Source organism: Flavobacterium sp. N2820, assembly GCF_025947285.1.
In the GTDB taxonomy this organism is placed as follows: Bacteria; Bacteroidota; Bacteroidia; order Flavobacteriales; family Flavobacteriaceae; genus Flavobacterium.
Genome location: NZ_CP110008.1, coordinates 1619374 through 1645459 on the forward strand (window position 1 = coordinate 1619374; position 26086 = coordinate 1645459).

Below are 26086 nucleotides of genomic sequence, written 5' to 3' on the forward strand. Positions count from 1 at the left end.
GCAACATTTGTTACATAAAAAAACGCCCCGAAAAATCGGGGCGTTTTGAATGTATTTTGAATAAAATTATTCAGCTTTTTTAGTATCAGCTTTTTTAGATGAACAACATCCACCAGATTTTGCTTCAGTACCACAAGATTTTTTTTCTTCAGTTGAGCAAGATTTTTCAGTTTTTGCTTTCTCTTTTTTAGCTTTTTGTTTTGGCTCTTGAGCATTAACATTCATTGATAACATAAAAGCGGCAACAGCCATGATAGAAACTAATTTTTTCATTGTATTTATTTTTAAATTGTTATTTAATCTTTTTCTGTGTATTGCACTATGACAAATATATATAATTTTGTAAATAGTACTCTTAATTTTTTATTAATTTAACAGTTATTGTTTTTTTATTACCTTTTCTGAAATATAAAACTTATCATCGAATACAAAAGTAATAATCACAAATGCTGTATTTGCTGAAGAAATATCAAAATTCATACCGCTTTTACCTGCACGAATTCCTTCGATATCACCTTCTTCAACAACTTTTCCATCTAATGTCGAAAACATATAATTTACTGAAGTTTCATATGGCATCGTAAATTCTACTCGAATGGTATCTGAAGTTGTAGGATTTGGTGAAATTACAACCGAAAAAGGATTTTTACCATCGATTTGTTGTACATTTAATGGTGTGTTTTTTACCAATTTTACTTCATAAACCGTTGGATCAGCAGCAGTCAATCCGGTTTGATTGTCAGTGAATGCTGAAGGTGAAGTACTTTGAATTCCTCCAAACAAATGGCCAATTACGAATTCATTCGCTGTAATATTCGACAATTGTATCACTTCATTTGAATAATGAGGCAGCATTTTATTCGGAATAAATTCGGCTCCAGCTCCTTTTAAATTTGGCATTTCAACAGGCAATTGGTATTCATACAAATCACCTGTTGCGGTTCTAGTAGTTCTACTAATTGTTTTCACAAACGGAACGGTATTGTCTTGAATTAAATTTCCAGCTTGATAGTAATACTGACTCATGCCTCCAAAAAACAAATTGTGCATTTGGTTTAAAGTAGCATCATATAAACACGCTTTTCCGCTGTGGTAATTGCTCAAATATTGATTGAATTGGGTTTGTGGAAAATAACCAGATGCTTTGATGTCAACTGGATATAAAAACGGTAAATCAACTGCAATTTGAAATACACCAGATGAAATGGTATAACCTAATTCTCCATCAGGAAAAACTTGAGGCAATAAATTATAATCGCGACGGTGCAAATGAACAGCATCTGAAATTACTTCATAATTGGCAAAACTTAAAGTTGTTCCCGAGTTATCAATCGTGAATTTTCGGATAGCATTCGAATACGTTTGTGTAAACGTTGGGTTGTTCATTGGGTTATATCTTCCATCAAAACGATGTCCGCCCACTAAATAAAACGTGGAACCAATTTTTGCTAATTGACCTCCAGTAATAGCGAAATTAGCATTTGAAATTTGTTTGAAATAGGATGTTATTGGCGTTCCTGCAATGATGGCATTTATCAAATTAGGCACATCAACCGAAGTTAAATTATCAAACGTTTTATGGTCTGCAGCCGATGTGGCATAAGCGTAACCTCCAATAATGAACAAAACATCACCATCTTGATAAAAGTTCATATTCGTAGATTGTAATTGCTCTTTCACTCCTGTTGGAAGTGAATTCACTGAAGCCGACCACGATTGTTGCGTTGCAATATCTATCACATATAAATCCGTATTATTTTGCGCTCCTGGAAAAGCATTAAAAGGCTGACGTGCATGAACACCATCTTTTCTTCCGCCAATAATTAGCCATTTTCCGTTGTGTTGTGCAAAAGCATAGGAATGCAATCCTGGTAAGCCTGAAACTGCAACTGGAGTTAAAACTACATTGTAATCAAATGTAGTCTGTGCTAATGATGACTGTAAAAAAGCCAACAATAACACGATGAAATATTTTTTCATTGTATAAAATTATAAATTGAGTTCCTATCAAAAAAAGGAACCATAAATAAACTTTTTAAATTTTTTAAATGAAAAATTTTGGCGGATGCCAGATAGAATGTTGGTATTTTGGGATAAAAATCTTTTCGTAGTTTGATTTTTCCTTTTCAGTATAAAAATCGGGAATTAGAATGATTTCTTTAAGTGAAATTTCAGCGACAAATTGCGTTGGACTAAAGTTCAAATTCATGATTACTTTACCTTTTTCACAACCCGAATTTGATGCCTCAGCATTATGACAAGTATTTTGACATTCTTGACTCACAAACATTTTCATCGCTCTAACCGATGGCAAAGTCAGCAGAAGCAACAAGTAAAAACATAACATGTGAACCGAGAATTTCATTTAACAAATGTAAGTAAACTTTAAAAATATTTAGTAACAATTGTTACACAAGAAATTAGCGCTTTTTCTTCTTAAAAAAATCACCAATCATACTAAAAAGCAATCCGCCCATTATTCCACCATACAAAGTACTATTTAATGGTTTTGAAGTAATAGAACAAGTTCCCGATGCACAACCAACGTAATGATAATAAGCGTAACCAGAAATTAGACCAATGATAACTCCAATAGCAACTGTATATATTTCTTTTTTATTCATTTCATTTAAAAAAACAAATATACACTTCTAAAAGAGAGCAATTTGTAACATGTGTTACTTAACTTAAAACTGAAAATAAATAAAAGGTTGGGCTCCAGCAGAAGCCGTAGCATAAACAACCCAATAAATCAATCCTAATAGAATAGCTTTCACTAATAATGGAATTGAACTAAACGTTTTTTGCATAAAAGCAATTCCTTTTACAGGAATAAAATGCCAAATTACTCCAATAGCAATCAATAAAAAGACGTTTTTATAGCCTAAAATGATAGTTTGCCATTGATTAAAATCGAAGGTTAATTTTCCAATATTTTGAATCACTTGAAAGGCAGTTTCAAAATCTTTTGCTCTAAAAAACAACCAACAAAAAACCACAAAATGGAACGTTAAAACCACTTGAATGGTTCTGATGAATATGTTTTTTGGTAATTTAATAAACTGTCCAAAAAATTTCTCAACTACTAACGCTAATCCATGTAAAACACCCCAAACTACAAATTTCCAAGAAGCACCATGCCATAATCCACCCAACAACATGGTCATAAACAAATTGAAATAGGTTCTGATTTTTCCTTTACGATTTCCACCCATTGAAATGTACAAATAATCGCGTAACCAAGTGGAAAGTGAAATATGCCATCTTCTCCAAAATTCGGTAATAGAACCTGATTGATAAGGCGTTCTGAAATTATCAGGCAACCAAAATCCCATCAATAAAGCCAATCCAATTGCAATATCAGAATACCCTGAAAAATCGCAATAAATTTGAATCGCATAGCCATACGAAGCCATCAAATTTTCGAAAGCGGTGTAACTATTTGGTGCATCAAAAACACGATCCACAAAATTGGTCGAAATGTAATCTGAAATGACTGCTTTTTTGATTAATCCACCAATAATTAAGAACAAAGCTCGATTGAAATCTTCTTTCGTAAGCTTTAATCTCTCATAAATTTGAGGAATAAAATCACTTGCTCTTACAATTGGTCCAGCTACTAATTGCGGGAAAAATGAAACGAAGAACAAGAAATCTATGAAGCTTTTCGTTGGTTCTAATTCGCGTCGGTAAACATCAATTGTATAACTTAATGTTTGAAAAGTATAGAATGAAATTCCAACGGGAAGAATAATATCTTCGAACTTCATTGTACCATCAAAAAGCGTATTGAAATTATCAATTAAGAAGTTGGTGTACTTAAAATAAGCTAACATTCCTAAGTTTATCATTAAACTCAGAATCATATAAAACTTACGATAACCTTGCTTCGTTTCCTCAAAAATTAATCGAGATAAAGCATAATCTACAACTGATGAAAAAATCAGCAACCAAAAGTAAATTCCACTACATTTATAATAGAAAAAAAGCGAAAACAACACTACATAAGTGATTCGGAAATAGTGTGTTTTTCGCGATAAAATATAAATAGCATAAAAAATTAAAAACAAACCTAAAAACAAAGCGCTATTGAATAAAAGCGGTTGTTTTGGATTGTAGGTAAACCAATTTTTAAGCGTTTCTAAATCAACAATTCCAACTGTTTCAAGAAACCAATTTTGTAAACTAAAAAGTGCGCTCACTGCTATTTTGTTGATTTGAATAATTCATATGATTGTATAAAAGCCTCAAAAAATAATTCGGCTTGTTTTTCATAGCCTGCTTTTGAATAATGTACTTTATCCCTTGCCATATATCCTTTTGCTGCGATTCTATAAATCGCTTTATTTCCACCTAAAACATACAACATATCCCATACAGCATATTTTTTTTCAATTGCTTTTTCTTTGATTTTCGCCGAATAATCTTCGATAAAAGTATTGGTATATTTTCTATGCAAAATAGATGGTGGCGATGTCATTACTAACACTGCCGTTTGCGGATTCTTCTCTTTAATTGAAACAATCATTTTATCCAGATGTTCATAATATTGTTCCCCCGATTGTTTATCAAAACTTTCATTGGTTCCCAAAGAAATAATCACTAAATCGGGATTCAATGCTGGCAATTGATCATAAAATAGTGGAAATTTATTGTAATCCGAAGCTTTTGCTCCATTAACTCCAATACAATGATAAACCACACCCGAATTTTCGTTTTCTAAAACCAATCCGTTTAACGCAAATTCGTTTATTTCTTGATTCGGAACTAATGCTATTTTATCCAAAGGTGATTCAGAACTATAATCGTTTGAAAACAGAGTCGATTGCAAATCTATCGGTATATATTCTGTTTTTGTAATTGTTTTTGATTGTGTTCCTTTCGTTGGAATGGTTAATATTTTCCCATCACGAATCATATCACTTTTTAAACCGTTTGCTTTTTTTAATGCTTTTAAAGAAACATTATATCTATTGGCAATTCCACCTAAAACTTCACCCGGTTTTACTTTATGCGTGATTTTTTTCGGCACTTTTCGTTCAATAACAATGCTTTTATTAGACACTGAAACATCAAATAAATTTACATTTTGAGGTGTAATTACTTTTAATTTTGTGAAATTAAATTGCGCATCTTTTACCATCAATTGAATGGCAAAATCAGCTGACTTTGTTTCCAATGAAAATCCGCTCAATCCAACTGGTTTTGAACTATCGGCATACAAATTTCTATAACTTTGAAAACTTCCTGAAGCACTATATCGAATAGGTGCACTGTTGTTCGTTTTAGCAACACTGTATGGAAAAGTAAATCCAAAACCAGCATTTCCAAAAATACTTTGAAATTGCGAACGAATTTTAGCTGTAAATAAATCGGCTTGAATGTGTGAATCGCCAATATGAACAATATTTATTTTTCCTTGTTTAGTTTGCTCTAGCTGATATAACTTTTCATAAAAAGCACTCACAGCAGATACATTTTGAACATCATTTCCTGAAAAAATAACGTCAATTGAATCGACAACTGGAACATCAAATGCTACAGAATCTATTGGAACCAATAAACTATCATTTTCTTGAGCAAAACCAAAAAAAGAAAGCCCGAAAAGTAACAGTAGTATTTTACTCTTCATTGACAGAATCTTTTTTAATTAGTACCGAATCTTTTTTAATTGGAGCCGCTGGTTTTTTCTTTTTTCGCAATGCTTTATATTTTTCATAGCCTTGATTAAGCTGAGTAAAAATTAAATTTGCAGCTTCTTTTGCTCCTCTGTGATTAAAGTGCGTGTAGTCTTTATTGGCTTTTGAAGGAACTTCTTCTACCCATTTTACCATAGAACCATCACCACCCATTAATATGTACATATTTACGAAACTTGCTTCTGATTGAATAGCATATTTTTTTTGTGCTCTATTTAAAGGAACAACGGCAGAATCGGTTTTCATTTCCAAGTCATATTTGGTTGATTTATCTGCGGTAGAAACAATTAAAATAGCGACTCCAGGAAAACATTCTTTCAAATGATTCACAACTTTTGTCATTCTTTTTTCATACCAAGTATAGTCTAATGTTCCATAATTCAAAACATTAGCACCATATTGCAACACAATTAAATCATAATCTAATTTGGCATGAAAAGCGCGCATCGTATTGATATCAAAACTACCTAAAGGCAAACCTGAGTTTCCACGATTTGAGAAATTGTCCACATGAACTCCTTTTCCATCGTCAAAATTAAATCCGTAAATTGGAATGGAATCTGCTTTTTTGAAATTTACTTTTATACTTTTCAAACTTCCTTCCGACAATGTAAGTGTATTGATTGTATTATTGGGTGTTAACTTTTTAACAATTGTGTCACCCGCTACAAAAAACACTTTTCCGTCTTTGTTAGAAGAACTTCCATAGAATAATGTTGGTCGAGGCAATTCGGATGCAAATCTTGTTTTAGTTGCTTTGTATTTTACCCAAGCAATATTTGCTGTATCATTTGCAAAAAACACATGTCCGTTAACTCCAAAAGGTCTAGACGGACGCTTTACTTTTAAATACGACTGTGTTTTCCAGTTTCCTGAAAACTCATGCGTAACAGAGCTTCGTGAACTCGCAGATTCTGATGTAATATTAACAAAACCAACTCCTTGTCCACCAAATTTTTCTTGTAAATAGGTTCTAAAATCTTTTACAATTAAATCGCCATCAGTCATTGAGTCACCAAAATAAGCAATACGAACATTACCTTCTTTCTTCGTTTCTAACTGAAACAACTCTTCAAAGAATGTTGCTAAATATTGATTTCCAGTATAATTTTCAAAGGTTTCTGTTGGAAATTTAATTCCGTTAGTAATTTTATAATCAATAGTTATATTTGAAAGTGTATCTTCAGATTTTAAATCGCCATCTTCTGCAATGGCTTCTAATAATAAACTATCTACAACAATATTTTTTGAAGAGGCAATGTCTTCAGAAAACAACTTTTTAGGTAAAAAAGTTTTAAATGCCAAAAATGACAGCGTTGAAACTACAACAACTGCTAATGACTGAAAAAAATATTTTGATGTATTCACTTTAAAAAATTAAATAACAAATAACAAAATCCAATTAACAAATAAAATTCAAATTTAAAAATTCAAAAAAAAACAAGTTCAAAATCAAAAATCAAGTTTAAAAAAATCTTTTTAAATTTTAAACATATAAGTCATATAAGCAATTTCTTCGATTTGAAATAGTATAAAATTAAACTCCTAACTTCCAACTTTGTACTTTCAACTTCGTACTTTGCCTTACATTCGTTCAGGAACTTCAATTCCTAATAACTGAAATGCATTTTTTATCGTGTTTCCAACAGATTTTGACAATTGTACTCGAAATACTTTTTTATCGTGATTTTCTTCTCCTAAAATCGAAACTTGCTGGTAAAACGAATTGAATTCTTTTACCAAATCATAGGTATAATTCGCAATCAACGCCGGACTATGATTTGCTGCTGCATTTTGAATTACTTCAGGAAATAATTGCACTTGTTTGATTAATTCTTTCTCTTTTTCATGTAATTCTAATCCTGAAATTGAAATCGAAGTATCAAAATCTGCTTTTCTTAAAATCGATTGAATACGAGCATACGTATACTGAATAAATGGCCCAGTATTTCCAGCAAAATCAACAGATTCTTCTGGATTGAATAGCATTTGTTTTTTCGGATCAACCTTTAACATGTAATATTTCAACGCACCTAAACCAATTGTTTTGAATAAAACCGCTTTTTCATCTTCAGAATAACCTTCTAATTTTCCTAAATCTTCAGAAATAGTTTGCGCTGTTGTAGTCATTTCTGCCATTAAATCATCTGCATCTACAACTGTTCCTTCACGAGATTTCATTTTTCCTGAAGGCAATTCTACCATTCCATAGGATAAATGATACAAGCTATCTGCCCAATCAAATCCTAACTTTTTCAAGATTAAGAATAATACTTTAAAATGATAATCTTGTTCGTTTCCAACCGTATAAACCATTCCGCCAACATCAGGAAAATCTTTCACACGTTGGATTGCTGTTCCAATATCTTGTGTCATATAAACCGCTGTTCCGTCTGAACGAAGCACGATTTTTCTATCTAAACCATCCGCCGTTAAATCAATCCAAACTGAACCATCTGGATCTTTCTCGAAAATGCCTTTTTCTAAACCAAATTGCACTACTTCTTTTCCAAGTAAATAGGTGTTTGATTCATAATAATAGCTATCAAAATTTACGCCAAGATTTTTATACGTTTGTGCAAAACCATCATATACCCATTGGTTCATCGTTTTCCAAAGTGCAATAACTTCTGGTTTTCCATTTTCCCAATCTAAAAGCATTTGTTGTGCTTCTAAAATAGAAGGAGCCAATTTCTTTGCTTCTTCTTCGGTTTTACCTTGAGCGATTAATGCTGAAATTTCTTTTTTATATTGTTTATCAAACTCCACATAGAAATTCCCAACCAATTTATCCCCTTTCAATCCTGTTGATTCTGGGGTTTGTCCGTTACCGAATTTCTGCCAAGCCAACATCGATTTACAGATATGGATTCCTCTATCGTTAATGATTTGTGTTTTGTATACTTTTTTTCCAGAAGCTTTAATGATTTCGGCAACCGAATAACCCAATAAATTGTTTCTGATGTGACCTAAATGCAACGGTTTGTTCGTGTTTGGGGAAGAATATTCGACCATTACCGCTTTTTCTTCTTCTTTTGGAACTACAAAACCAAACGTTTCGTTGTTTTTAATTGTATTGAAAAATTCCACATAAAAAGCATCCGAGATCACGATGTTTAAAAATCCACCTACAACATTGAACTTAGCCACTTCATTTACATTTGCCACTAAGTAACTTCCTATCTGATTTCCAATTTCAACCGGATTACCTTTTAAAGCTTTAACCAAAGGAAAAACCACCATCGTAATATCACCTTCAAACTCTTTCCTTGTAGCTTGAAATTCAACTTTTTCGATAGAAATATTGAACAATTCAAGAACCGCTTTTTGGATGTGTGATGTTAATGTGTGATGTAATGTCATTTTTGCCTTTTTTTAGAACGTGCAAAGGTAAGAATTTTGACAATAGAATGATGAAATAAAATTTTAGAATTTACCTCCAAATGTTAAAAAAAATAAAAATAACAAAAATGCTGTAACAATTAACAATTGTTGAAGTCTATTAACCACAATCATCAATCATTCTAATTAAATAAAAACAAATGAAACTAAAACTAATTATCACCTGTTTCTTGTGTTCTATTGCTTATAGTTTTGCACAAAATTCAGGAAGTATTAAAGGCAAAGTAATCGACAAAAACACAAATGAAGCCTTACCTTATGTAAACATTATTATAAAAGATAATGATAAAATTGTTACAGGAAGTGTAACCACCGACGACGGAAATTTCACAATCAACAAATTAGCATTACAAAAATACACGGTTGAAATTCAATTTATTGGCTATTCCACTGTTGTGAAAAATATCGATTTAAGTACTGATGCTAATTTAAATCTAGGCACAATTGCAATTATTGAAGATGTAGCGCAATTAAATGATGTTGAAGTAGTGGCTGAACGTTCAAATATGGTGCAAAAAATCGATAGAAAAGTAATCAATGTTGGAAAAGATTTAATTGCTTCAGGAACTACAGCTTCTGAAATTATGAATAACATTCCAACCGTTAGCATTGATCCTCAAACCAAAGAGATTAGCATGAGAGGAAACAGCAATGTTAGGGTTTTAGTAGACGGAAAACCTTCAAATGTTTCGGTGGAGCAATTGTTACAACAAATTCCTTCGGCATCGATTAAGCAAATTGAATTGATTACCAATCCTTCGGCAAAATACAATCCAGAAGGAATGAGCGGAATAATTAATATTATTTTACACAAAAATTCGCAAGATGGTTTTAATGGCTCATTAAATACTGGAGTAACTTTTGGAATTACACCAAAAACCAATTCAGCTTTAAACATGAATTACCGTGTTGGAAAAGTGAATTTTTATACCAATTATGGCTTTAATCACGGCATAAATGCAAACAATGGCTTTGTAAATAGCGAAAGAACGAATCAAGAAAATCGTCAAGAATTTCAATTTAAAAATAAAAACAATTCGCATCTAATTAAATTTGGAATGGATTATTACATCAACGACAAAAACACGTTATCGGCCTACACCAACCAAAGTTTTACTTATGGTTCTGGTAGCGGTTTAACAACTGTCGTATATGATGATGCAATTAACAACAGAAATACTACACAACTTTTTGGCAATACGGGTGATGACAAAAATCAGACGTATGATATGGTTTTTAAACATGATTTTGATAAAAAAGATGAAAATTTAGAACTTCAATTCAACTATTCTCATACCGTTAGTAACGAAAACACTGTGTATGATGAAACGATTTCGAATCCAACTTTTAATTTTGACAGAACCAATTTAGTAAAAGGAACTACTGATTATTTTCAGTTTAATGCCGATTATGTAAACCCGTTAACTGAAAGTACAAAATTAGAATTGGGTGTTGAAACTAGAATTCAAAATTCGGGTAATCGTTTTAATGATATTAATCCGAGTTTTACTAGTGCAAATAATTCGTTTGAGTTCGGAAGAAATATTTATTCGGCTTATGCAAATTTTGGGAAGCAAATTGGAAAATGGAGCGGTCAACTTGGTGTTCGTTTAGAATATTTTGACTTAGATGCCAATTTTGCAATAAATGAAACAAATCCTAGTTTTACTGATGCTCAAAACATTTCTGACGACTTGTTTACGGCTTATCCGTCTGCATTTGTGACGTATACTGCAAACGATAAAAACTCATTCAATTTTAATTATTCGAGAAGAGTTGACCGACCAAGTATTGGACAAATTAGTCCAATTAGAGAATGGACAACCCCATTGATGGAATCTAGAGGAAATCCAGGATTAGTTCCACAATTCACCAATTCATTTGAAGTGAATTATACGAGAACTACAAAAATTGGTTCGATTACGAGTGGTGTGTTTTACAGAAGTATTTCGGATGAAATTTCAAGAGTCGTTTACAATGACCCAAACAATGTAAATAGAAACATTTTATCCTATGATAATTTTGATAATAATGACGCTTTTGGAATTGAAACTTCAGGAAATTTAAAATTTACACAATGGTGGTCTGTTAATGCAAGTGCCGATGTATATTTTAAAACCGCTAAAGGAACCGTACAAAATGCTAGCACAAATGCCTTAGAAAATGCAGAAGTTGATGTAACTACTTTTAATGCAAGAATCAACAATAGTTTTACAGCTACAAAAGATTTGCGTTTTCAATTATTTGGAATGTATAGAGGAAAAGACAGAGGATTACAATATGACAGAGAACCAATGTACAAAATGGATATTGGAGCAACCTACAACATTTTAAAAGGAAAAGGAACAATAACAGCTCGTTACAATGATGTTTTTGAAAATATGAACTTTGCATTTGATGGAAATATTCCTTACCGTCAACAAGGTGCTTTTTACTGGGAAAGTCAAACGTTTTATGTAGGATTCAATTACATTTTTGGTGGTGGAAAAAACCGAGCTTTAGCGAGAAAACAAAGAGATGCTAATGAAACTCAAAGTGGTGGCGGAATGTTTTAATTTAGTGATTAGGCATTAGGCATTAGGCATTAGGCAAAAATAAAAAAGCGTTCTGAAAATTTCAGAACGCTTTTTTTATACTAATCTTTTCTCTTGCTTCTTGCCTCTTTTCTCTTACTACCATCTAATAATCACACTTCCCCAAGTAAATCCTGAACCAAAAGCAGCCAGAACTACCAAATCGCCTGATTTGATTTTGCCTTGTTCCCAAGCTTCTGTTAAAGCAATTGGAATGGAAGCAGCAGTTGTATTTCCGTATTTTTGTATGTTGTTAAAAACTTGGTCATCCGTTAAACGAAATTTCTGTTGAATGAATTGTGAAATTCTCAAATTCGCTTGATGTGGCACCAACATAGTAATATCAGAAACTTGTAAATTATTCGCTTGTAACCCTTCGTTAATGACTTCACTAAAACGAACTACAGCATTTTTAAATACGAATTGTCCGTTCATGTACGGATAATAGCTTTCGTCATTTGGATCGTTATCGGCAATAATGTCGGTTACCCAACGTTTCCCCATTCCTGGAGCAATTAAGGATAATTCTTCGGCATGTTGTCCTTCAGAATGTAAATGTGTAGATAAAATTCCTTTTGATAAATCTTCTTCTCTTGAAAGCACAGCTGCTCCAGCGCCATCTCCAAAAATTACCGAAACACCTCTACCGCGAGTTGTCATGTCTAAACCTGTTGAATGTAGTTCAGAACCGATTACTAAAACATTTTTATACATTCCGGTTTTAATGTATTGATCCGCAATTGAAATAGCATACACAAATCCTGAACATTGATTACGAACATCTAAAGCGCCAACCGTTCTTAAACCTAAATCGCGTTGTACTAAAACGCCTGGGCCAGGAAAATAATAATCCGGACTCAAAGTAGCAAAAATAACAAAATCGATATCTTCTTTTACCACTCCTGATCGCTCAATAGCAATTTTAGCTGCTTTTACACCCATTGAAGTAGTCGTATCCTCACCTCTTATGATGTGGCGACGTTCTTGAATTCCTGTTCGCTCTTGAATCCATTCATCATTGGTATCCATTTTTTGCGCCAAATCGTTATTAGTAACAATATTATCTGGCACATAATAACCTAATCCTGATATTTTTGAGTGGTACATATTTTAAATTTAAATTAAAAAACAAGATGCAAATTTATCGATTTCTTAAAAAAGAAATGTATATTTTAAAAAAAATGACAAAATCACAATGTATAAATTTACAAAATAATTAACATGAAATTACTTTTTGGATGTTTTTTTTAAAGTATTTTAGTGGCACTAATTTTACTAATTCTTACCACAATGAAAAAACAAATAATACTTCTTTTCTTATTGATTAGTGGTTTAACTTTTGCACAAGAAAACCTAACTTATCAAAAACCATCAGCTGAAATTTTAGCTTTAGCGGATTATGAAAGAGCACCATCCGTAAGTATGGATTCAAAGAAAGAATACATGCTTTTAAGTTACAGAAACACTTATAAAACCCTTGAAGATTTGAGTCAAGAAGAGATGCGTTTGGGTGGTTTACGTATCAATCCAATTACGAATATTTCAAGTACAGTAACTTATATCAATAACTTAAAAATTAGAAAAATTAAAGATAAAGTTGAAATGCAAGTGAGTGGATTACCAAAAAATGCATTAATTACGAATGTTTCTTGGTCGCCAAATGAACAGAAAATTGCATTTACAAATACCACATTGACTGGCGTTGAATTGTGGATTATTGATGTTGTTTCGGCTTCAGCCAAAAAAATCACAACGGATAATTTGAATGCTAATTTAGGAAGTCCTTATAATTGGATGAAAGATAATGAAACTTTATTAGTAAAAATATTGCCTAAAAACCGCCCTGCTTTAATTGATAGTGAAAAAGATTTACCTAAAGGACCAACCGTATCAGTAAGTGATGGATCAAAATCGCAGAATAGAACCTATCAAGATTTATTAAAAAACAAAACCGATGAAGCTAATTTTGACGCTTTAGTAACGTCTGAATTATACAAAATTTCAATTTCTGGAAATGCTACTTTATTTAAATCGGCAGCAATTTATGCAGGTGAAAGCTTTTCGCCAGACGGAAATTATTTAATGTTAACAACGATTCAAAAGCCCTATTCTTATATTGTTCCTCTTAGTCGTTTTCCTCAAAAATCGGTAGTTTATGATTTGAATGGAAAAGAAATTAAACTAGTCAACGAAGTACCTCTAACTGAAATTATGCCAAAAGGTTTTTCATCCGTACGAACAGGAAGAAGAAACATGAATTGGAGAGCTGATCAACCAGCCACTTTATATTTTGTAGAAGCTTTAGATGGTGGAAACCAAGCAAAACCGGCTGAATTTAGAGATGAAGTATTTGTATGGGAAGCACCTTTTTCTTCTAATCCAACTTCATTAATAAAAACAAAACAACGTTATGCAGGAATAATGTGGGCTAACGAAAAAATTGCAATTGTAGCTGATTCATGGTATGATACGAGAAATACAAAAGCCTATTTATTTAATCCCTCAAATTTAACAATTGCTCCAAAAATTATTGAAGACCGTAATTCACAAGACATCTATTCTGATCCTGGAAATTTTGAAATGATAAAAAATAAATTTGGAAGATATGTAATTGCAGTTGAAAACAACAAAGGTTATTTAATGGGAGCTGGATTTACAAAAGATGGGCAATTCCCATTTATTGATGAATATGACTTTACTACTCTGCAAAAAAAGAGACTTTACACTTCAAAAATGAAAGACAAAAAAGAAGACTTGTTATCTATTGAAGATTTTAAGAAAGGTGATGTATTAGTAATGATTCAATCTAAAAACGAATATCCAAATTATTATTTTAGAAACATTAAATCTAACAATAAGTTAACACCAATTACTTCCTTCAAAAACCCATTTGAAAGCATCAAAAATGTTCACAAAGAAGTTATTAAGTACAAGCGTAAAGATGGTGTTGAACTTTCGGGAACATTATACCTACCTGTTGGCTATGATAAAGTAAAAAAAGAAAAACTACCCTTATTAATTTGGGCTTATCCAGCAGAATACAAAGACAAGAATTCAGCTGGACAAAACGATAAAAACCCTAACGAATTTACATTTCCAAATTATGGTTCTTTCATTTATTGGGTAACCAAAGGGTATGTCGTTTTAGATGATGCCGCTTTCCCGATTATTGGAGAAGGAACTACAGAACCAAATGACACTTTTATTCCGCAATTAGTTGCCAATGCAGAAGCCGCAATTGATGCAGTGGATAAATTAGGATACATTAATCGCAAAAAAGTAGCAATTGGCGGTCACTCATATGGTGCATTTATGACTGCAAATTTATTAACACATTCTAATTTATTTGCTTGTGGAATTGCCAGAAGTGGCGCTTACAACAGAACATTAACACCATTTGGATTTCAAAGTGAGCAACGCAATTATTGGGATGTTCCTGAAATTTACAACACTATGTCGCCTTTTATGAATGCCGATAAAATGAAAACACCCTTGTTATTGACGCATGGGGAAGCTGATAATAATCCAGGAACGTTTACTTTACAAACAGAACGTTATTTTCAGGCTTTGAAAAATTTAGGTGCACCTGTGAGAATGGTTATCTTACCAAAAGAATCTCATGGCTATGCAGCTAAAGACAATATTTTACACTTGCTTTGGGAACAAGACCAATTTTTAGAAAAATATCTAAAAAATTAGGAAAAAACTCAGAAAATAGACCTTTGAATTGAAAAATTTAGAGGTCTATTTTATGGTAAGAAAAACCATTTGTGCTTTTTCAATAATTTGTTCGTTTTCAAAAAACAACGTTTGATTTCCATATTTAGCTTCAATTAAATAATGACTTCCCCTGAAGTAAGATGTGATTATTTCTACCATTAAATCCGAATTAGAAACCACTTTTAATTGATGCGGATAAACCAAAAGCGTTTCATTGTGGAAAATAATTTCGTTAACATCACCAAACATAGAAGCAACATACTTATTCTTAGGATGATTGTAAATATTTTTTGGAATACCACTTTCAATAATTTTACCTTCTTTCATGATGACAACCTCATCAGCAAATGCTAACACATCAGTACTATCATGTGTGGCAACAATACAAGTTATGTCTCGATTTTTTAGATAAGCAAACAATTTTCTCCGAAGGCTGTTTTTTCTAAAATTATCAATATGACTAAACGGTTCATCAAGCAATAAAACTTCGGGTTCTAATGCTAATACTCTTGCCAAAGCTACACGTTGCATTTGACCACCGCTTAATAACTTTGCTTTCACATTGGCATACTCGGTCATTTCAACAATTTCTAATAATTCAGCTATACGAGCTTGTTTTTCTTCTGGAAAAAAATTAGAAAGATACTTCCCAACATTTTCTGCTACGGTAATAAAAGGCATTAAATCAAAATCTTGTGCCAAATATTTCATAAAAGGCATTCCTGGAATCAAATGAAATTTTGGACCTAAAACTTCAGTAGTATTCCAAAAAATTTGTCCTTCATTCAAATCATATAATCCGTAAATTGCCTTTAACAAAGTACTTTTCCCACAACCACTTTCGCCAATTATCGCTAAATTCTTCCCTTTAGTTAAGCCAAATGAGATGGATTGCAAATTGGGCTTATTTATATAGGAAAAGGAAACATTCTGAACCGTTAGCATGGTATTTTTTTTTTCAAAATTACGAATAAAAAAAAGCTACTCAAAAGAGTAGCTTAATTCATTATCTAAATAAGGGCTATAAAATAAATTGTACATAAATAAATAATATAAAAAAGGTCGAAAAGTCTAATAAAATAAGGCTATCAGACCAAAAAAGGTCAAAATGTGCAATAAAATAAAACGTGCATTAGTACTCTATCTACTACTATTTTAGTTCCATTCACAAAAGCATTTTAAACGCATTTAAACGCTTTACTACTACTCTACGGTACAAACATACAAAAAAGCCTTATTTTATTGATAAATAAGGCTCTTTTTTTGCTGTTTAAACACCAATTAACAACTATTTAATTGGCTTTTAAAAGTTGGAATCAAAAGAACAACAAAAACAATTCATTTTATTAAATTTTTGATTTGCGGTTACAGTTGGGGTTACAGTTGCAGTTACAAAACAATAAAAAAAATTAACTTTTAAAAGATATGTATTACAAAAAAACAAGATGAAAGTATTCAAAAACAAGTTTAAAGTAATACTTATTGCCTTTATTAAAACATATAAAAACAACAAAAACCGCTAATTATCAGAGGTTTAAGTGTTATTTGAGTAAATTTTATATAAAAATCAGCTCATTGAGTTGATTCTAATAGATGCCTTTATTAGCGCAAGTGCCTTTATTGAGTTTAAATGCACGTCTTTTGGCTGATGATGTGAGTTCTGAGAAACAATCTTAATATACTCTTCTCCCTTTTCTGATTTATGGATCCATTTTACGGTTACATATTCCTCACCTTCTAAATTTATTGAAAGCAAATACATTTCTCCAAAAAATATGCTTTCTATACTATTATTGAGCTCTTTATACATAATGATGTCACCACTTTTTAAAAGCGGATACATACTATCTCCAGTTACATAAATAGCGCCATCACATTTTGGAAGATTAGGTATTGAAATAAAATCGATAGGCTTTTTATTTCCATTATCGTTTTTAAATAGTCCAACCACTCCTGCAGTTGCCTCAATATCATACAATGGTACCTTCTGGGAATCAATTGTTTTGTCGGTCTTTAATTTATAAACGGCTTTAGGCTCTAAAAGAACATTATTAGGCACGTGATCATCTTGTAACAAATAGTCGAAACTTATTTCGAGGACTTCTTTAATTTTCAATATAAAATCAAGTTTAGGGGTTGTTGATTTCCTGTAATTTCTAATGTTTGCCTCACTTGTTCCCATAGCATCAGCGAACAAAGAGTTGTTTCCTTTGTAGTACTGGATGGCTATCTGGTTAATTTTATCATTTATTATACTCATAAATAGGCAATTAGAAAAAAATATCGAAAAAATATTCGAATTTATTTTTTTAATTCGAAAGAACTTTCGATATTTGTTTCAGATTTCAAAACAAAGCTACTAAATATTATGACAGAATTTACATCAAAGCAAAGAAAATTAATAAATAAATCTGCATTAGCCTCTAAGTATCAATGCACAGATGCTTATGTAAGACTTGTTTTAAAAGGAGAAAGAGAACAAAATACGGACATAGCTAAGTCAATAGTTGAAGACGCAAAAAAAATGTTGGAAATTTTAGAACAAAAAGGATAAACCATGTTTGAATATTTTGAAAATAGAGTTTTATGTGTGCAAGCCAGTTGGCTTACATCCTCTGGAATAGTCAGCGAGCCAAATTATAAGCAGCTCTGTTCAAGAGGTCACATTATAAAACTACAAACAGGCGGAAACGGAAGAAAAGCATTAATCGAATTTAACACAATGAGAACAGATATAAAAAATAAAGTAATTGAAATAGCGGGCGACCCTTACGCAAAGGTTACCACGATTTCATTTATTGATTATATCGAGCAAGACCAAAAAGCCTACGAGTTCTTTAAAAATTACACGTTAGATTCTGGCGAGGCACTTCCTGAAAAGAATATCAAAGAGTATTGCACTAATGCGAACATCTTAAACGCAATCAACACTATTTATCAAAACAAAGCAATGCAACGCAAAGCATTAGCTGGAGCAAAATTAAACGTTTGGCAAAAAATTGCAGAGGTTGTTTCTGAACTTCCAAAGCACACTTATCCGCATACGTTACCAACTAACCATAGAAGACTTAAAGACAAGCTTAATCAGTATTTAAACGATGGTTACACAGTTTTAATACACAAAAACTTTTGCTCTAAAAACGCCGAGAAAATTAATGAGGAGGCAGGTCGTTGGATATTTGCACGTTGGTGCGATAGAGTGCAAAAGTGTACGAGCTTCAATCAATTACTACGTGAGTATAACCAAGAGGCACAAGAGCGTGGATGGAAGGAACTGAAAACGGAACAGTCACTGATCAATTACTTATCGCCTTTAGAATACTTGTGGTATGGTTACCGTTACGGAGAGCTAAAAGCAAAAGAAAAGTTTACGTATCACCACAAAACGGCTCTTCCATCAATGAGAGATTCACTTTGGTATTCAGATGGTACAAAACTAAACTTCTACTACCAAGACGAAAACGGCAAAACGGCTACAATGCAAGTGTATGAAGTTATGGATGCTTACTCTGAGGTTTTCTTGGGTTACCATATTTCAAAAACGGAAGATTACCAAGCACAATACCACGCTTATAAAATGGCAATGAAAACGGCGGGAGTTAAACCTTACCAAATTTCATTTGATAACCAGGGCGGACACAAAAAATTAGAAAGTGGTAATTTCTTAAATAAGATTTCACATTTAGCAATCAAAACGCAACCATATAACGGTAAGTCTAAAACAATTGAAAGTGCATTTGGTAGATTCCAACAACAATATTTAGCGCAGTACTGGTTCTTTACAGGACAAAACATTACAGCGAAAAAAGTTTCGAGCCGTCAAAACTCGGAAATGATTGGAGCCAACATTCACAACTTACCAACGCTAAGCGAAATAATGTCAATTTATACAAAGTGTCGTGAGCAATGGAACTCGGCACCAAATCCAAAAACAGGAGTGTCAAGATTGGAAATGTACTATAACTCTGAAAACCCTGACACACCTCAAGTATCGCCACTTCAAATGGTAGACTTCTTTTGGATTGAAAGAGAAAAACAAGTTACCTGTACATCTGGAGGCATAACCTTCAAAGAGAAAAATGTACAATTTGACTATATGGTGTACAACGGAGATAGAACGCCAGACTTACAGTGGTTAAATGAGAACATCAATAAAAAGTTCACAATCAAGTTTGATCCAGACGACATGAGTTTGATTATGCTTTACGAAAAAACGCCTCTAGGTTTAAGACTGGTTAAAGAAGCCGAAACCAAAGTTGTGCTACATAGAGCGAAACAAGAACAGGAAGAGTTTGAAGCGGGTTACTTTAAAACAGTTGGCGATAAGCTAAAAGAAATTAGAATAGCTAACCGAGATAAAGTCGAAGAGATTTTAGAGCAAGAAGGCAGACGAAATGCAGACTACGGATTGAATGAGCCAGCACTTGCAGGAATTGAAAGCTCTAGAGCTAAAAAGCAAAAAACCGCAATCGGTACCTATCAAAAGAAAGTGAGCGAAGCGGTTTTACTAGACGAAAACGGAGACGTAGACATCTACAACATTATGTAAAAAACACGGATTGCAGTCCGAATTAATAACTAAACTAAAACAAAAGTATGACAACAGATTTTAAAAAACAAGTTCAGGAAAGTCTTAGAACTTTCATCGCGCAGAAAGGAAGCCAAAACAAAGCGGCAAACTCTTTAGCTGGAGTATCATCTGCATTGCTTTCACAAATTATGAACGATAACTGGGACAACATCTCTGAGGCAATGTGGAGAAATATCGCAAGCCAAATAGGTGCCAGTGCAAAAACTTGGTCTTTTGTTGAAACTACAGACTACAAACTAATCACAAAGCTTTTAACAGATGCTCAAGAAAACGCCAACGTTTTTGCAATGACTGGCGATGCTGGTTCTGGTAAGTCTAAGTCCTTTGACCTTTACATACAAGACCACAAAAACGCCTATTTATTGAGCTGTGCAGAATATTGGAACCGTAAAGAGTTCTTAGTGCAATTATTAACGGCGATGGGTGTTGACTATACAGGGTACACAGTTGCCGAGATGATGAATGAAATTGTTAAGAAATTAAAATCTTCTGAAAATCCGCTTATCATTTTAGACGAGGCGGACAAATTACCAGATACAGTGCTTTACTTCTTTATCACACTTTACAACCGATTAGAAGACCACTGCGGAATCATTCTTTGTGCAACGGATCATTTATCTAAACGAATCCAAAAAGGCATCAAGTTAAACCGAAAAGGATACAAAGAAATTAACTCACGTATAGGTAGAAAGTTCATCGAGTTAAGAGGTGTTAATGCCACAGACGTTGCGCAAATATGTATGGCAAACGGAGTGGAAGAAACAAAAGCAATAAAACAAATCTTTAACGAGTGCGACGGAGATTTAAGAAGAGTTAAACGTTCTATTCACGCTTACAAAAATCGAAAGGTAAATGAGCAAGATTAAAAGAGCCATTTCGGTTGACGAAATAGAGAAAATGAAGTTCAAAGAATTACAATTGTCGCCTTTTTTTGGCAAGTTATTAGGCAGCCCCGAATGCTCAGGCGTTTGGATTGTTTGGGGCGAATCCTTTAACGGAAAAACAGCCTTTTCGCTTCAACTTGCTAAAGAGCTAACAATGTCAGGAAAAGTATTTTATAACACACTGGAAGAGGGAGCTCGTAAATCATTTCAAACGGCAGTTATAAATAACAACATGAAAGAAGTAGCTCGAAAGTTCGTAATTGGAAATCGAGAAAACATTGACAACTTAAAAGAAAGGCTACGCAAAAAGAAATCACCTGATATAATTTTTATTGACTCCATCCAGTACACTGGAATGACAAAAAAAGAATATCAAAGTTTAAAAGAGGAGTTCCCAAACAAGTTATTCATTTTCATTAGCCACGCTGACGGAAAAAACCCAAAGGGAGCATTGGCAAACTTCGTAAAATATGATGCTGACATCAAAATACGAGTAGAAGGTTACAAGGCGATGTGTTTAAGTCGACTTGGAGGAGATAAAGAACCATACATTATCTGGGCGGAAGGTGCTGCTCAATACGATTTCAATTTAAAACAATAACAACATCATGACAACCTTAGCAAAATTAAATTTAGACCAGGACCAATACGAATTAATGATTTTTGGGATTTACTCTCGTTGGTGCGAAAGCGTTACCATAAATCACAAACAATATCAAACCGTACTCGCAAATGCAATGGTAAACAAATGGTTTATCATCGAGTTATTAAAGTGCGAAGAGGAGTTTCACAACTTAACAGATAGATATGTTGGCTCTCCTACAATATCAACACAAGACCTAAAAAATTGCTACAAAGAAACAACATATCGATTGTTTAGTATTAAGCCAACAGCTTTACTGGATAGTTTAAAATGTTCTGGTTCTAAAAGCATAAGAAGCAACGGAGTTCCAGTTTTCACAGCATTAAATCAAAACTAGTATGCCACAGAAAATAAAAACACTCAGCGAACGAATAACGGAGTTAGAGGAATGGCTAAAGCACAACCACGATAACCCGTTTAGAACATGCGTAGAAAGCGACCTTAGAGAATTAAAGGAACAACAAAAAAAACAATAAGATGCATTTAGAAGAAATCAGCCAACGTATTGAGGAACTACAGGATGCCCTTGTAATAGATACAGAACTAAAGAAAACAATTTTTACTCCAGGAGAGCGAATTTGTATCAATCAGGAAATTGCATCGCTTCTAGATAGAAGAAAGTACTTGTTTTCTGAAAAAAAACTTAAGGAAGTTTTCGTATACAATGTTCCAGAAAGCATAGAGAACAAACTAAAAAAATTAAAGTAATGAATTTAATTAATAACATCGAAGTAATCGAACCACAAATTTTAACAGAAATGAGCACAGAAACATTAGAAAAACCAATCGACGTAAGCCAATTAACAGAGCAGGAACTATTAGACGCATTGGCAAAAAAGAAAAACCACAAAAACGAACAACGTGAGGCTTACAAAGCTTTAGTTGCAGAGACTGTTCCAAAAGCAATTTTTAGATTGTGCCACGCTTCCGAAATTCTATCAGTTGCCAAAAAGGAAACCTTTGAATTTTTTGAAAACATTCTTTCACTTAAAAATGAGGTGTACGAATTAAAAGAAAAACAACGCTCGCACACCTTTTCAACGGATACATCTCAAATTACTATTGGTTACCGAGTGAACGATGGTTGGGACGACACGGCACACGCAGGAGTTGAAAAAGTTAAAAACTTTATCACATCGTTAGCAAAGGACACAGACACTGCAGCACTTGTAGAAATGGTTTTTGATTTATTGAAAAAAGATGCCAACGGAAACTTAAAAAGTAACCGAGTGCTGGAGCTTCAAAAGTTAACCCAAAAATTTAACAACCCTGAGTTCTCAGATGGAGTGGAAATCATATCAAAAGCATTTAAGCCTGTTCGCTCATCGTGGTATATTGAGGCTTGCCTTATAGAAGAGGGTAAAAAGACACCAATTCCTTTGAATATTTCAAGTGTTGATTTTGCAGAGGGTTATAAGTTCGATTTTTTCAGTAAAGAAGATAAAGAAGATGGCAGTTCAAATTAGAGAAATAAGAAAGGGCGAGGAATATGAAGTAAACGGCAAAAACGTGTACAAAGATTCCAATAACAACTGGATTTCCCGTGAAGAGTTAACCGAAGAGGAATTCGTAACCTTCAGAAGACACAATAAGCTCGCAGAAGACAACCAGCGCTTCTACGGCAATAAGAAAGTTTAGTTGGTTAATTGGTCTCCCGAGTGGCGAAATTGGTAGACGCTAGCCCACTGGTAGGGCGAGATAGTGGAAGGTTCAATTCCTTGCAATCGTGGAATACGACTATCGTACAGGTTCGAATCCTGTCTCGGGAACAAAACTTTAAAAATCAAACAACAATGAGAACTCAAAAAATAATACCTAGAAAGTATTACAGCATTAAATTGCCTCTTACTCCAACTATGTTACACGCTTTCCTATTGTACTATTTCAATGCACCAAGTTGGCTAATTGGTATTTATGGAACTTTATGTGTAATAGTTTGGATTATAGTTTTTATAGGAATCTATAATCAGGAGCAAGATGAATCACTTGTTAATTCAACTAAAGAGTAAAATAATAACCAACGGCGGAGCTTGCAAATGATAAAAAAACAAACATCATAAAAATTGGGAACCGCAACACTCCGCCGTTTAAAAACAAACAACTATGAACGCAACGCATTACTTTGTTTACACTGGGCACGCCACCCAAACAAAAAACAAACTCCAAGAGGAATTTATGGCTTACTTAAAAAGCCTTCAGGGAACTTTAGTAAAGGCAAAAGAGTTAATCAAATTACAAAACGAAATCAGAGCCAAAGCACAAGAGCTGAACGAAAAATACAAACGATGTCAACCTTTAGTGCTGTCCTTTTCTAATTTGTACACTAAAAACGGTTATATGATTAATGGCTTTCACTTTTTAACCTTTCAAGTAATACAGGCTTATGAACGCAACTAAAGAACAAAAGCGAGCCATTGCCATAAATACGGCAAACAAGGACATCAAAGAAGAGTTTGTGCAATGGGCAACAAAAGACGTAAAAAAAACCTCCACAAACGACTTAACTTTTGAAGAGGCAAACAAAATTCTCGTTCAAATAGGACAAAAGCCACACAAGGCAGAAAACTGGGCAATTTTTGACAATAACAACCCAAAGCACAGAACAGTTCTTTCATTAATGAGACAGGCGCAGTGGGTAAAGCCACACGAACGCCACGGAGAGGTTCCAGACTTGGAACGCTTAGATGCCTTTTTAAAGAGTAATAAATCGCCAGTTAAAAAGCCTTTAAAGACTATGGAACCCGAAGAGCTAGAAAAGATTATCAAAGCATTTAAAGGAATCGTTAAATCAGTATATAAGTAGTATGGAAAAGTTTTTTATAATAATATTCATTTTATTGGCACTATTCGGGATATTCACTTTTATAATGGGATGTTTATTCATTTCGGCTGCAAATGACCCCGATAAATGCGATTGCACAGATCCAAACCAATGCGAGAAATGGTGCAGCGCAAAGGAACTTTTTACACGGGCAACTTCCTATAAAATTACTGAAGAGTGTAAACATCCAAATACATTAACTCAGGTTTTAGAATCCTTCGCCACTTGCGAAACCACTATCGAAGTTTGTGCCGATTGTAACGAACCACTAACAGAACCTAAAACAGAATGCAGATGAAAATGCACCTTTTATCAATTATGAAAATCGTTGAGTTAGGATTTAAAGAACTCAAAGGAGATAAGTTAGACAACAACGAATATTACCGATGGTGGCAAATTAAAAAAAACGACTGCGAGTTAGACATTACCTACGAGTTTGACAATAATAATAAAGTAAAAAACGCCTACTTGGAGTTTAACGGAGAGCAACTAAAAGGCAAAATTATCACACTTGCCGATATTGAAACACTAATAAAACTAATGTAATGATAAGAACCATTTTTTTAATAACCGCAATAATCATTTTTACACTTGGAGTTGCACTCCAGTTTATTTGCACGCTTCAACACATAAGCCTTTTATGCTTTGGCGTTTCAAGTTTAATGTTTTTACTCTTAAAAGACAAACCAATTAAAAAGGCAACCAACAATTGCAAAGGAAACTGTAAAAATTGTGCATGTAAAATCAATTATGATGAACAACATAACCAAACGTAACCGACTACTGGAGCAATACAAATCCTACGAGGATTATTTGCCCTTTTGCCCTTCAGAAAACAAACCAAAGTTAATGGAGGAAATGCTAAGAATTAACGACCAAATAAAAAAGATTCACACAATGACACTTTCACAGCTACAAACCCAAGTTGATGAATATGTCGACACCAAAAAAAGCAAACTAAATGAAAGTAGAACTATCCCTATTGGCAGAAACATATATAATAATTGCGGGAGCCTTACAGCCAGTTTATAACAGTAAATCTCACACAAGAAGAGAAAAGTCTACTTTATCAATTGCCCTTGATGTTGTTGCAAAAGTTGATAGTAAAGTATGTAGCTTAAAAGGTAAAACATCTTTGTTTTCACAAAAAAAGAAAGTCAAACTTTCACTTAAACATCATGAAGCGGATATGTTAGAATTATTATTAATTGACCAAATTCAGTATGCGACTGAGCCATACATCAAAGGTCAAATTCAAAAAACAATTGATCAACTAAATCAAAAGCTAGCGTAATGGAACTGCAAACCACATACAGAGCAAAAGGCAAAACAATAGGTCTCGAGTTCTTGTTTAAATACGACTTAAACGGCAATTTAAAGGTTTTTGAAATTGTGGAAGGAGAGCTAAACACGGAGCAAATGATTTGGTTATTTAGTAGCAACTTTCCAGCAACTGAAGAAATAATAAAAACCAAGTGGATTAAGCTAGATAAGTACAAGAAAGTATTTGAAATAACCACATCGCCCGCCGTTATAACCTTTGATGCTCTCTGGAACCTATACGACTATAAAGTAAAACGTTTTGACGCTGAGAAGTCATTTAAAAAGCTAAAAGAACATGAAATAATAAAGTGCTTTACATCGATACCAGGATACAACAAATACCTATACCGAAAACAAATAGCAAAAGCGCATTTATCAACATTTATCAACCGCAGATATTTTGAGGACGATTATAACAAAGTACAATAAC

Annotated in this window: 28 protein-coding genes and 1 tRNA gene; 18 read left to right on the forward strand and 11 right to left on the reverse strand. The window is 33.2% G+C overall.

Features of this window, described 5'->3' with window-relative positions; all coding sequences use genetic code 11:
• Positions 1-66: 66 nt before the first annotated feature.
• From OLM52_RS07780 to argS, 8 genes are all read right to left on the reverse strand, one after another.
• Complete coding sequence (locus OLM52_RS07780; RefSeq protein ID WP_264547974.1) at positions 67-273, reverse strand: hypothetical protein; 207 nt, start codon at positions 271-273, stop codon at positions 67-69.
• A gap of 105 nt (positions 274-378) precedes the next feature.
• The gene (locus OLM52_RS07785; protein ID WP_264547975.1) at positions 379-1980 is read right to left on the reverse strand and encodes a FixH family protein; all 1602 of its coding nucleotides are present in this window, start codon (positions 1978-1980) and stop codon (positions 379-381) included.
• Positions 1981-2044: 64 nt separating this feature from the next.
• Positions 2045-2347 carry a hypothetical protein gene (locus OLM52_RS07790; RefSeq protein ID WP_264547976.1) on the reverse strand — a complete coding sequence of 101 codons (303 nt, stop codon included), beginning with the start codon at positions 2345-2347 and terminating at the stop codon, positions 2045-2047.
• Positions 2348-2420: 73 nt separating this feature from the next.
• Entirely contained in the window at positions 2421-2624 is a 204-nt protein-coding gene (locus OLM52_RS07795; RefSeq protein ID WP_264547977.1) for a DUF6132 family protein, read from the reverse strand.
• A gap of 63 nt (positions 2625-2687) precedes the next feature.
• Positions 2688-4202, reverse strand: a complete 1515-nt coding sequence (locus OLM52_RS07800; protein WP_264547978.1) for an MBOAT family O-acyltransferase — start codon at positions 4200-4202, stop codon at positions 2688-2690.
• A gap of 2 nt (positions 4203-4204) precedes the next feature.
• The gene (locus tag OLM52_RS07805) at positions 4205-5632 is read right to left on the reverse strand and encodes a GDSL-type esterase/lipase family protein (RefSeq protein ID WP_264547979.1); all 1428 of its coding nucleotides are present in this window, start codon (positions 5630-5632) and stop codon (positions 4205-4207) included.
• Entirely contained in the window at positions 5622-7067 is a 1446-nt protein-coding gene (locus OLM52_RS07810) for a hypothetical protein (RefSeq protein ID WP_264547980.1), read from the reverse strand. The genes OLM52_RS07805 and OLM52_RS07810 overlap by 11 nt, the downstream gene beginning before the upstream one ends.
• A gap of 216 nt (positions 7068-7283) precedes the next feature.
• Positions 7284-9062, reverse strand: coding sequence for an arginine--tRNA ligase (argS, locus tag OLM52_RS07815; protein WP_264547981.1), 1779 nt, complete (start codon positions 9060-9062; stop codon positions 7284-7286).
• Between the two features lie 179 nt (positions 9063-9241).
• Between argS and OLM52_RS07820 the strand changes: the two genes are divergently transcribed.
• Positions 9242-11656 carry an outer membrane beta-barrel family protein gene (locus tag OLM52_RS07820; protein ID WP_264547982.1) on the forward strand — a complete coding sequence of 805 codons (2415 nt, stop codon included), beginning with the start codon at positions 9242-9244 and terminating at the stop codon, positions 11654-11656.
• 117 nt (positions 11657-11773) lie between these two features.
• On the opposite strand, the gene OLM52_RS07825 is transcribed toward OLM52_RS07820, so the two are convergent.
• Positions 11774-12781 carry a 3-oxoacyl-ACP synthase III family protein gene (locus tag OLM52_RS07825; RefSeq protein WP_264547983.1) on the reverse strand — a complete coding sequence of 336 codons (1008 nt, stop codon included), beginning with the start codon at positions 12779-12781 and terminating at the stop codon, positions 11774-11776.
• A gap of 183 nt (positions 12782-12964) precedes the next feature.
• On the opposite strand from OLM52_RS07825, the gene OLM52_RS07830 reads away from it, so the two are divergent.
• Entirely contained in the window at positions 12965-15373 is a 2409-nt protein-coding gene (locus OLM52_RS07830) for a prolyl oligopeptidase family serine peptidase (protein WP_264547984.1), read from the forward strand.
• A 45-nt stretch (positions 15374-15418) separates the two neighbouring features.
• On the opposite strand, the gene OLM52_RS07835 is transcribed toward OLM52_RS07830, so the two are convergent.
• Together OLM52_RS07835 and OLM52_RS07840 are read right to left on the reverse strand one after the other, a co-directional pair.
• Positions 15419-16339, reverse strand: coding sequence for an ABC transporter ATP-binding protein (locus tag OLM52_RS07835; RefSeq protein ID WP_264547985.1), 921 nt, complete (start codon positions 16337-16339; stop codon positions 15419-15421).
• 622 nt (positions 16340-16961) lie between these two features.
• A complete protein-coding gene (locus OLM52_RS07840; protein WP_264547986.1) occupies positions 16962-17654 on the reverse strand; it encodes a helix-turn-helix transcriptional regulator in 693 nt (230 codons plus the stop codon).
• A 108-nt stretch (positions 17655-17762) separates the two neighbouring features.
• Between OLM52_RS07840 and OLM52_RS07845 the strand changes: the two genes are divergently transcribed.
• The 16 genes from OLM52_RS07845 to OLM52_RS07920 all read left to right on the forward strand — a co-directional run bounded on the left by OLM52_RS07845 (position 17763) and on the right by OLM52_RS07920 (position 26085).
• Positions 17763-17948 (forward strand): hypothetical protein, encoded by a 186-nt coding sequence (locus tag OLM52_RS07845; protein WP_264547987.1) that lies wholly within the window; start codon positions 17763-17765, stop codon positions 17946-17948.
• Positions 17949-17951: 3 nt separating this feature from the next.
• The gene (locus OLM52_RS07850) at positions 17952-19943 is read left to right on the forward strand and encodes a hypothetical protein (RefSeq protein WP_264547988.1); all 1992 of its coding nucleotides are present in this window, start codon (positions 17952-17954) and stop codon (positions 19941-19943) included.
• A 47-nt stretch (positions 19944-19990) separates the two neighbouring features.
• Entirely contained in the window at positions 19991-20851 is an 861-nt protein-coding gene (locus OLM52_RS07855; RefSeq protein WP_264547989.1) for an ATP-binding protein, read from the forward strand.
• Positions 20838-21470, forward strand: coding sequence for an ATP-binding protein (locus OLM52_RS07860; RefSeq protein ID WP_264547990.1), 633 nt, complete (start codon positions 20838-20840; stop codon positions 21468-21470). The genes OLM52_RS07855 and OLM52_RS07860 overlap by 14 nt, the downstream gene beginning before the upstream one ends.
• Before the next feature lie 7 nt (positions 21471-21477).
• On the forward strand, positions 21478-21849 hold the full coding sequence (locus OLM52_RS07865) for a hypothetical protein (RefSeq protein ID WP_264547991.1): 372 nt from the start codon (positions 21478-21480) through the stop codon (positions 21847-21849).
• 140 nt (positions 21850-21989) lie between these two features.
• Positions 21990-22220, forward strand: a complete 231-nt coding sequence (locus OLM52_RS07870; RefSeq protein WP_264547992.1) for a hypothetical protein — start codon at positions 21990-21992, stop codon at positions 22218-22220.
• Positions 22220-22978 carry a DUF3164 family protein gene (locus OLM52_RS07875; protein WP_264547993.1) on the forward strand — a complete coding sequence of 253 codons (759 nt, stop codon included), beginning with the start codon at positions 22220-22222 and terminating at the stop codon, positions 22976-22978. The genes OLM52_RS07870 and OLM52_RS07875 overlap by 1 nt, the downstream gene beginning before the upstream one ends.
• A complete protein-coding gene (locus OLM52_RS07880) occupies positions 22962-23150 on the forward strand; it encodes a hypothetical protein (RefSeq protein ID WP_264547994.1) in 189 nt (62 codons plus the stop codon). The genes OLM52_RS07875 and OLM52_RS07880 overlap by 17 nt, the downstream gene beginning before the upstream one ends.
• A 14-nt stretch (positions 23151-23164) precedes the next feature.
• Positions 23165-23281 (forward strand) — tRNA-OTHER (locus OLM52_RS07885).
• A 24-nt stretch (positions 23282-23305) separates the two neighbouring features.
• Entirely contained in the window at positions 23306-23521 is a 216-nt protein-coding gene (locus OLM52_RS07890; protein ID WP_264547995.1) for a hypothetical protein, read from the forward strand.
• Between the two features lie 94 nt (positions 23522-23615).
• Positions 23616-23909 carry a hypothetical protein gene (locus OLM52_RS07895; RefSeq protein ID WP_264547996.1) on the forward strand — a complete coding sequence of 98 codons (294 nt, stop codon included), beginning with the start codon at positions 23616-23618 and terminating at the stop codon, positions 23907-23909.
• Positions 23896-24315, forward strand: a complete 420-nt coding sequence (locus tag OLM52_RS07900; protein ID WP_264547997.1) for a hypothetical protein — start codon at positions 23896-23898, stop codon at positions 24313-24315. Before OLM52_RS07895 ends, OLM52_RS07900 begins: the two co-directional genes overlap by 14 nt.
• A 64-nt stretch (positions 24316-24379) precedes the next feature.
• The gene (locus OLM52_RS07905; protein ID WP_264547998.1) at positions 24380-24631 is read left to right on the forward strand and encodes a hypothetical protein; all 252 of its coding nucleotides are present in this window, start codon (positions 24380-24382) and stop codon (positions 24629-24631) included.
• Positions 24628-24879, forward strand: coding sequence for a hypothetical protein (locus tag OLM52_RS07910; RefSeq protein WP_264547999.1), 252 nt, complete (start codon positions 24628-24630; stop codon positions 24877-24879). Before OLM52_RS07905 ends, OLM52_RS07910 begins: the two co-directional genes overlap by 4 nt.
• Positions 24880-25294: 415 nt before the next feature.
• Positions 25295-25627, forward strand: coding sequence for a hypothetical protein (locus OLM52_RS07915; RefSeq protein ID WP_264548000.1), 333 nt, complete (start codon positions 25295-25297; stop codon positions 25625-25627).
• Positions 25627-26085 carry a hypothetical protein gene (locus OLM52_RS07920; RefSeq protein WP_264548001.1) on the forward strand — a complete coding sequence of 153 codons (459 nt, stop codon included), beginning with the start codon at positions 25627-25629 and terminating at the stop codon, positions 26083-26085. The genes OLM52_RS07915 and OLM52_RS07920 overlap by 1 nt, the downstream gene beginning before the upstream one ends.
• Position 26086: the final 1 nt, after the last annotated feature.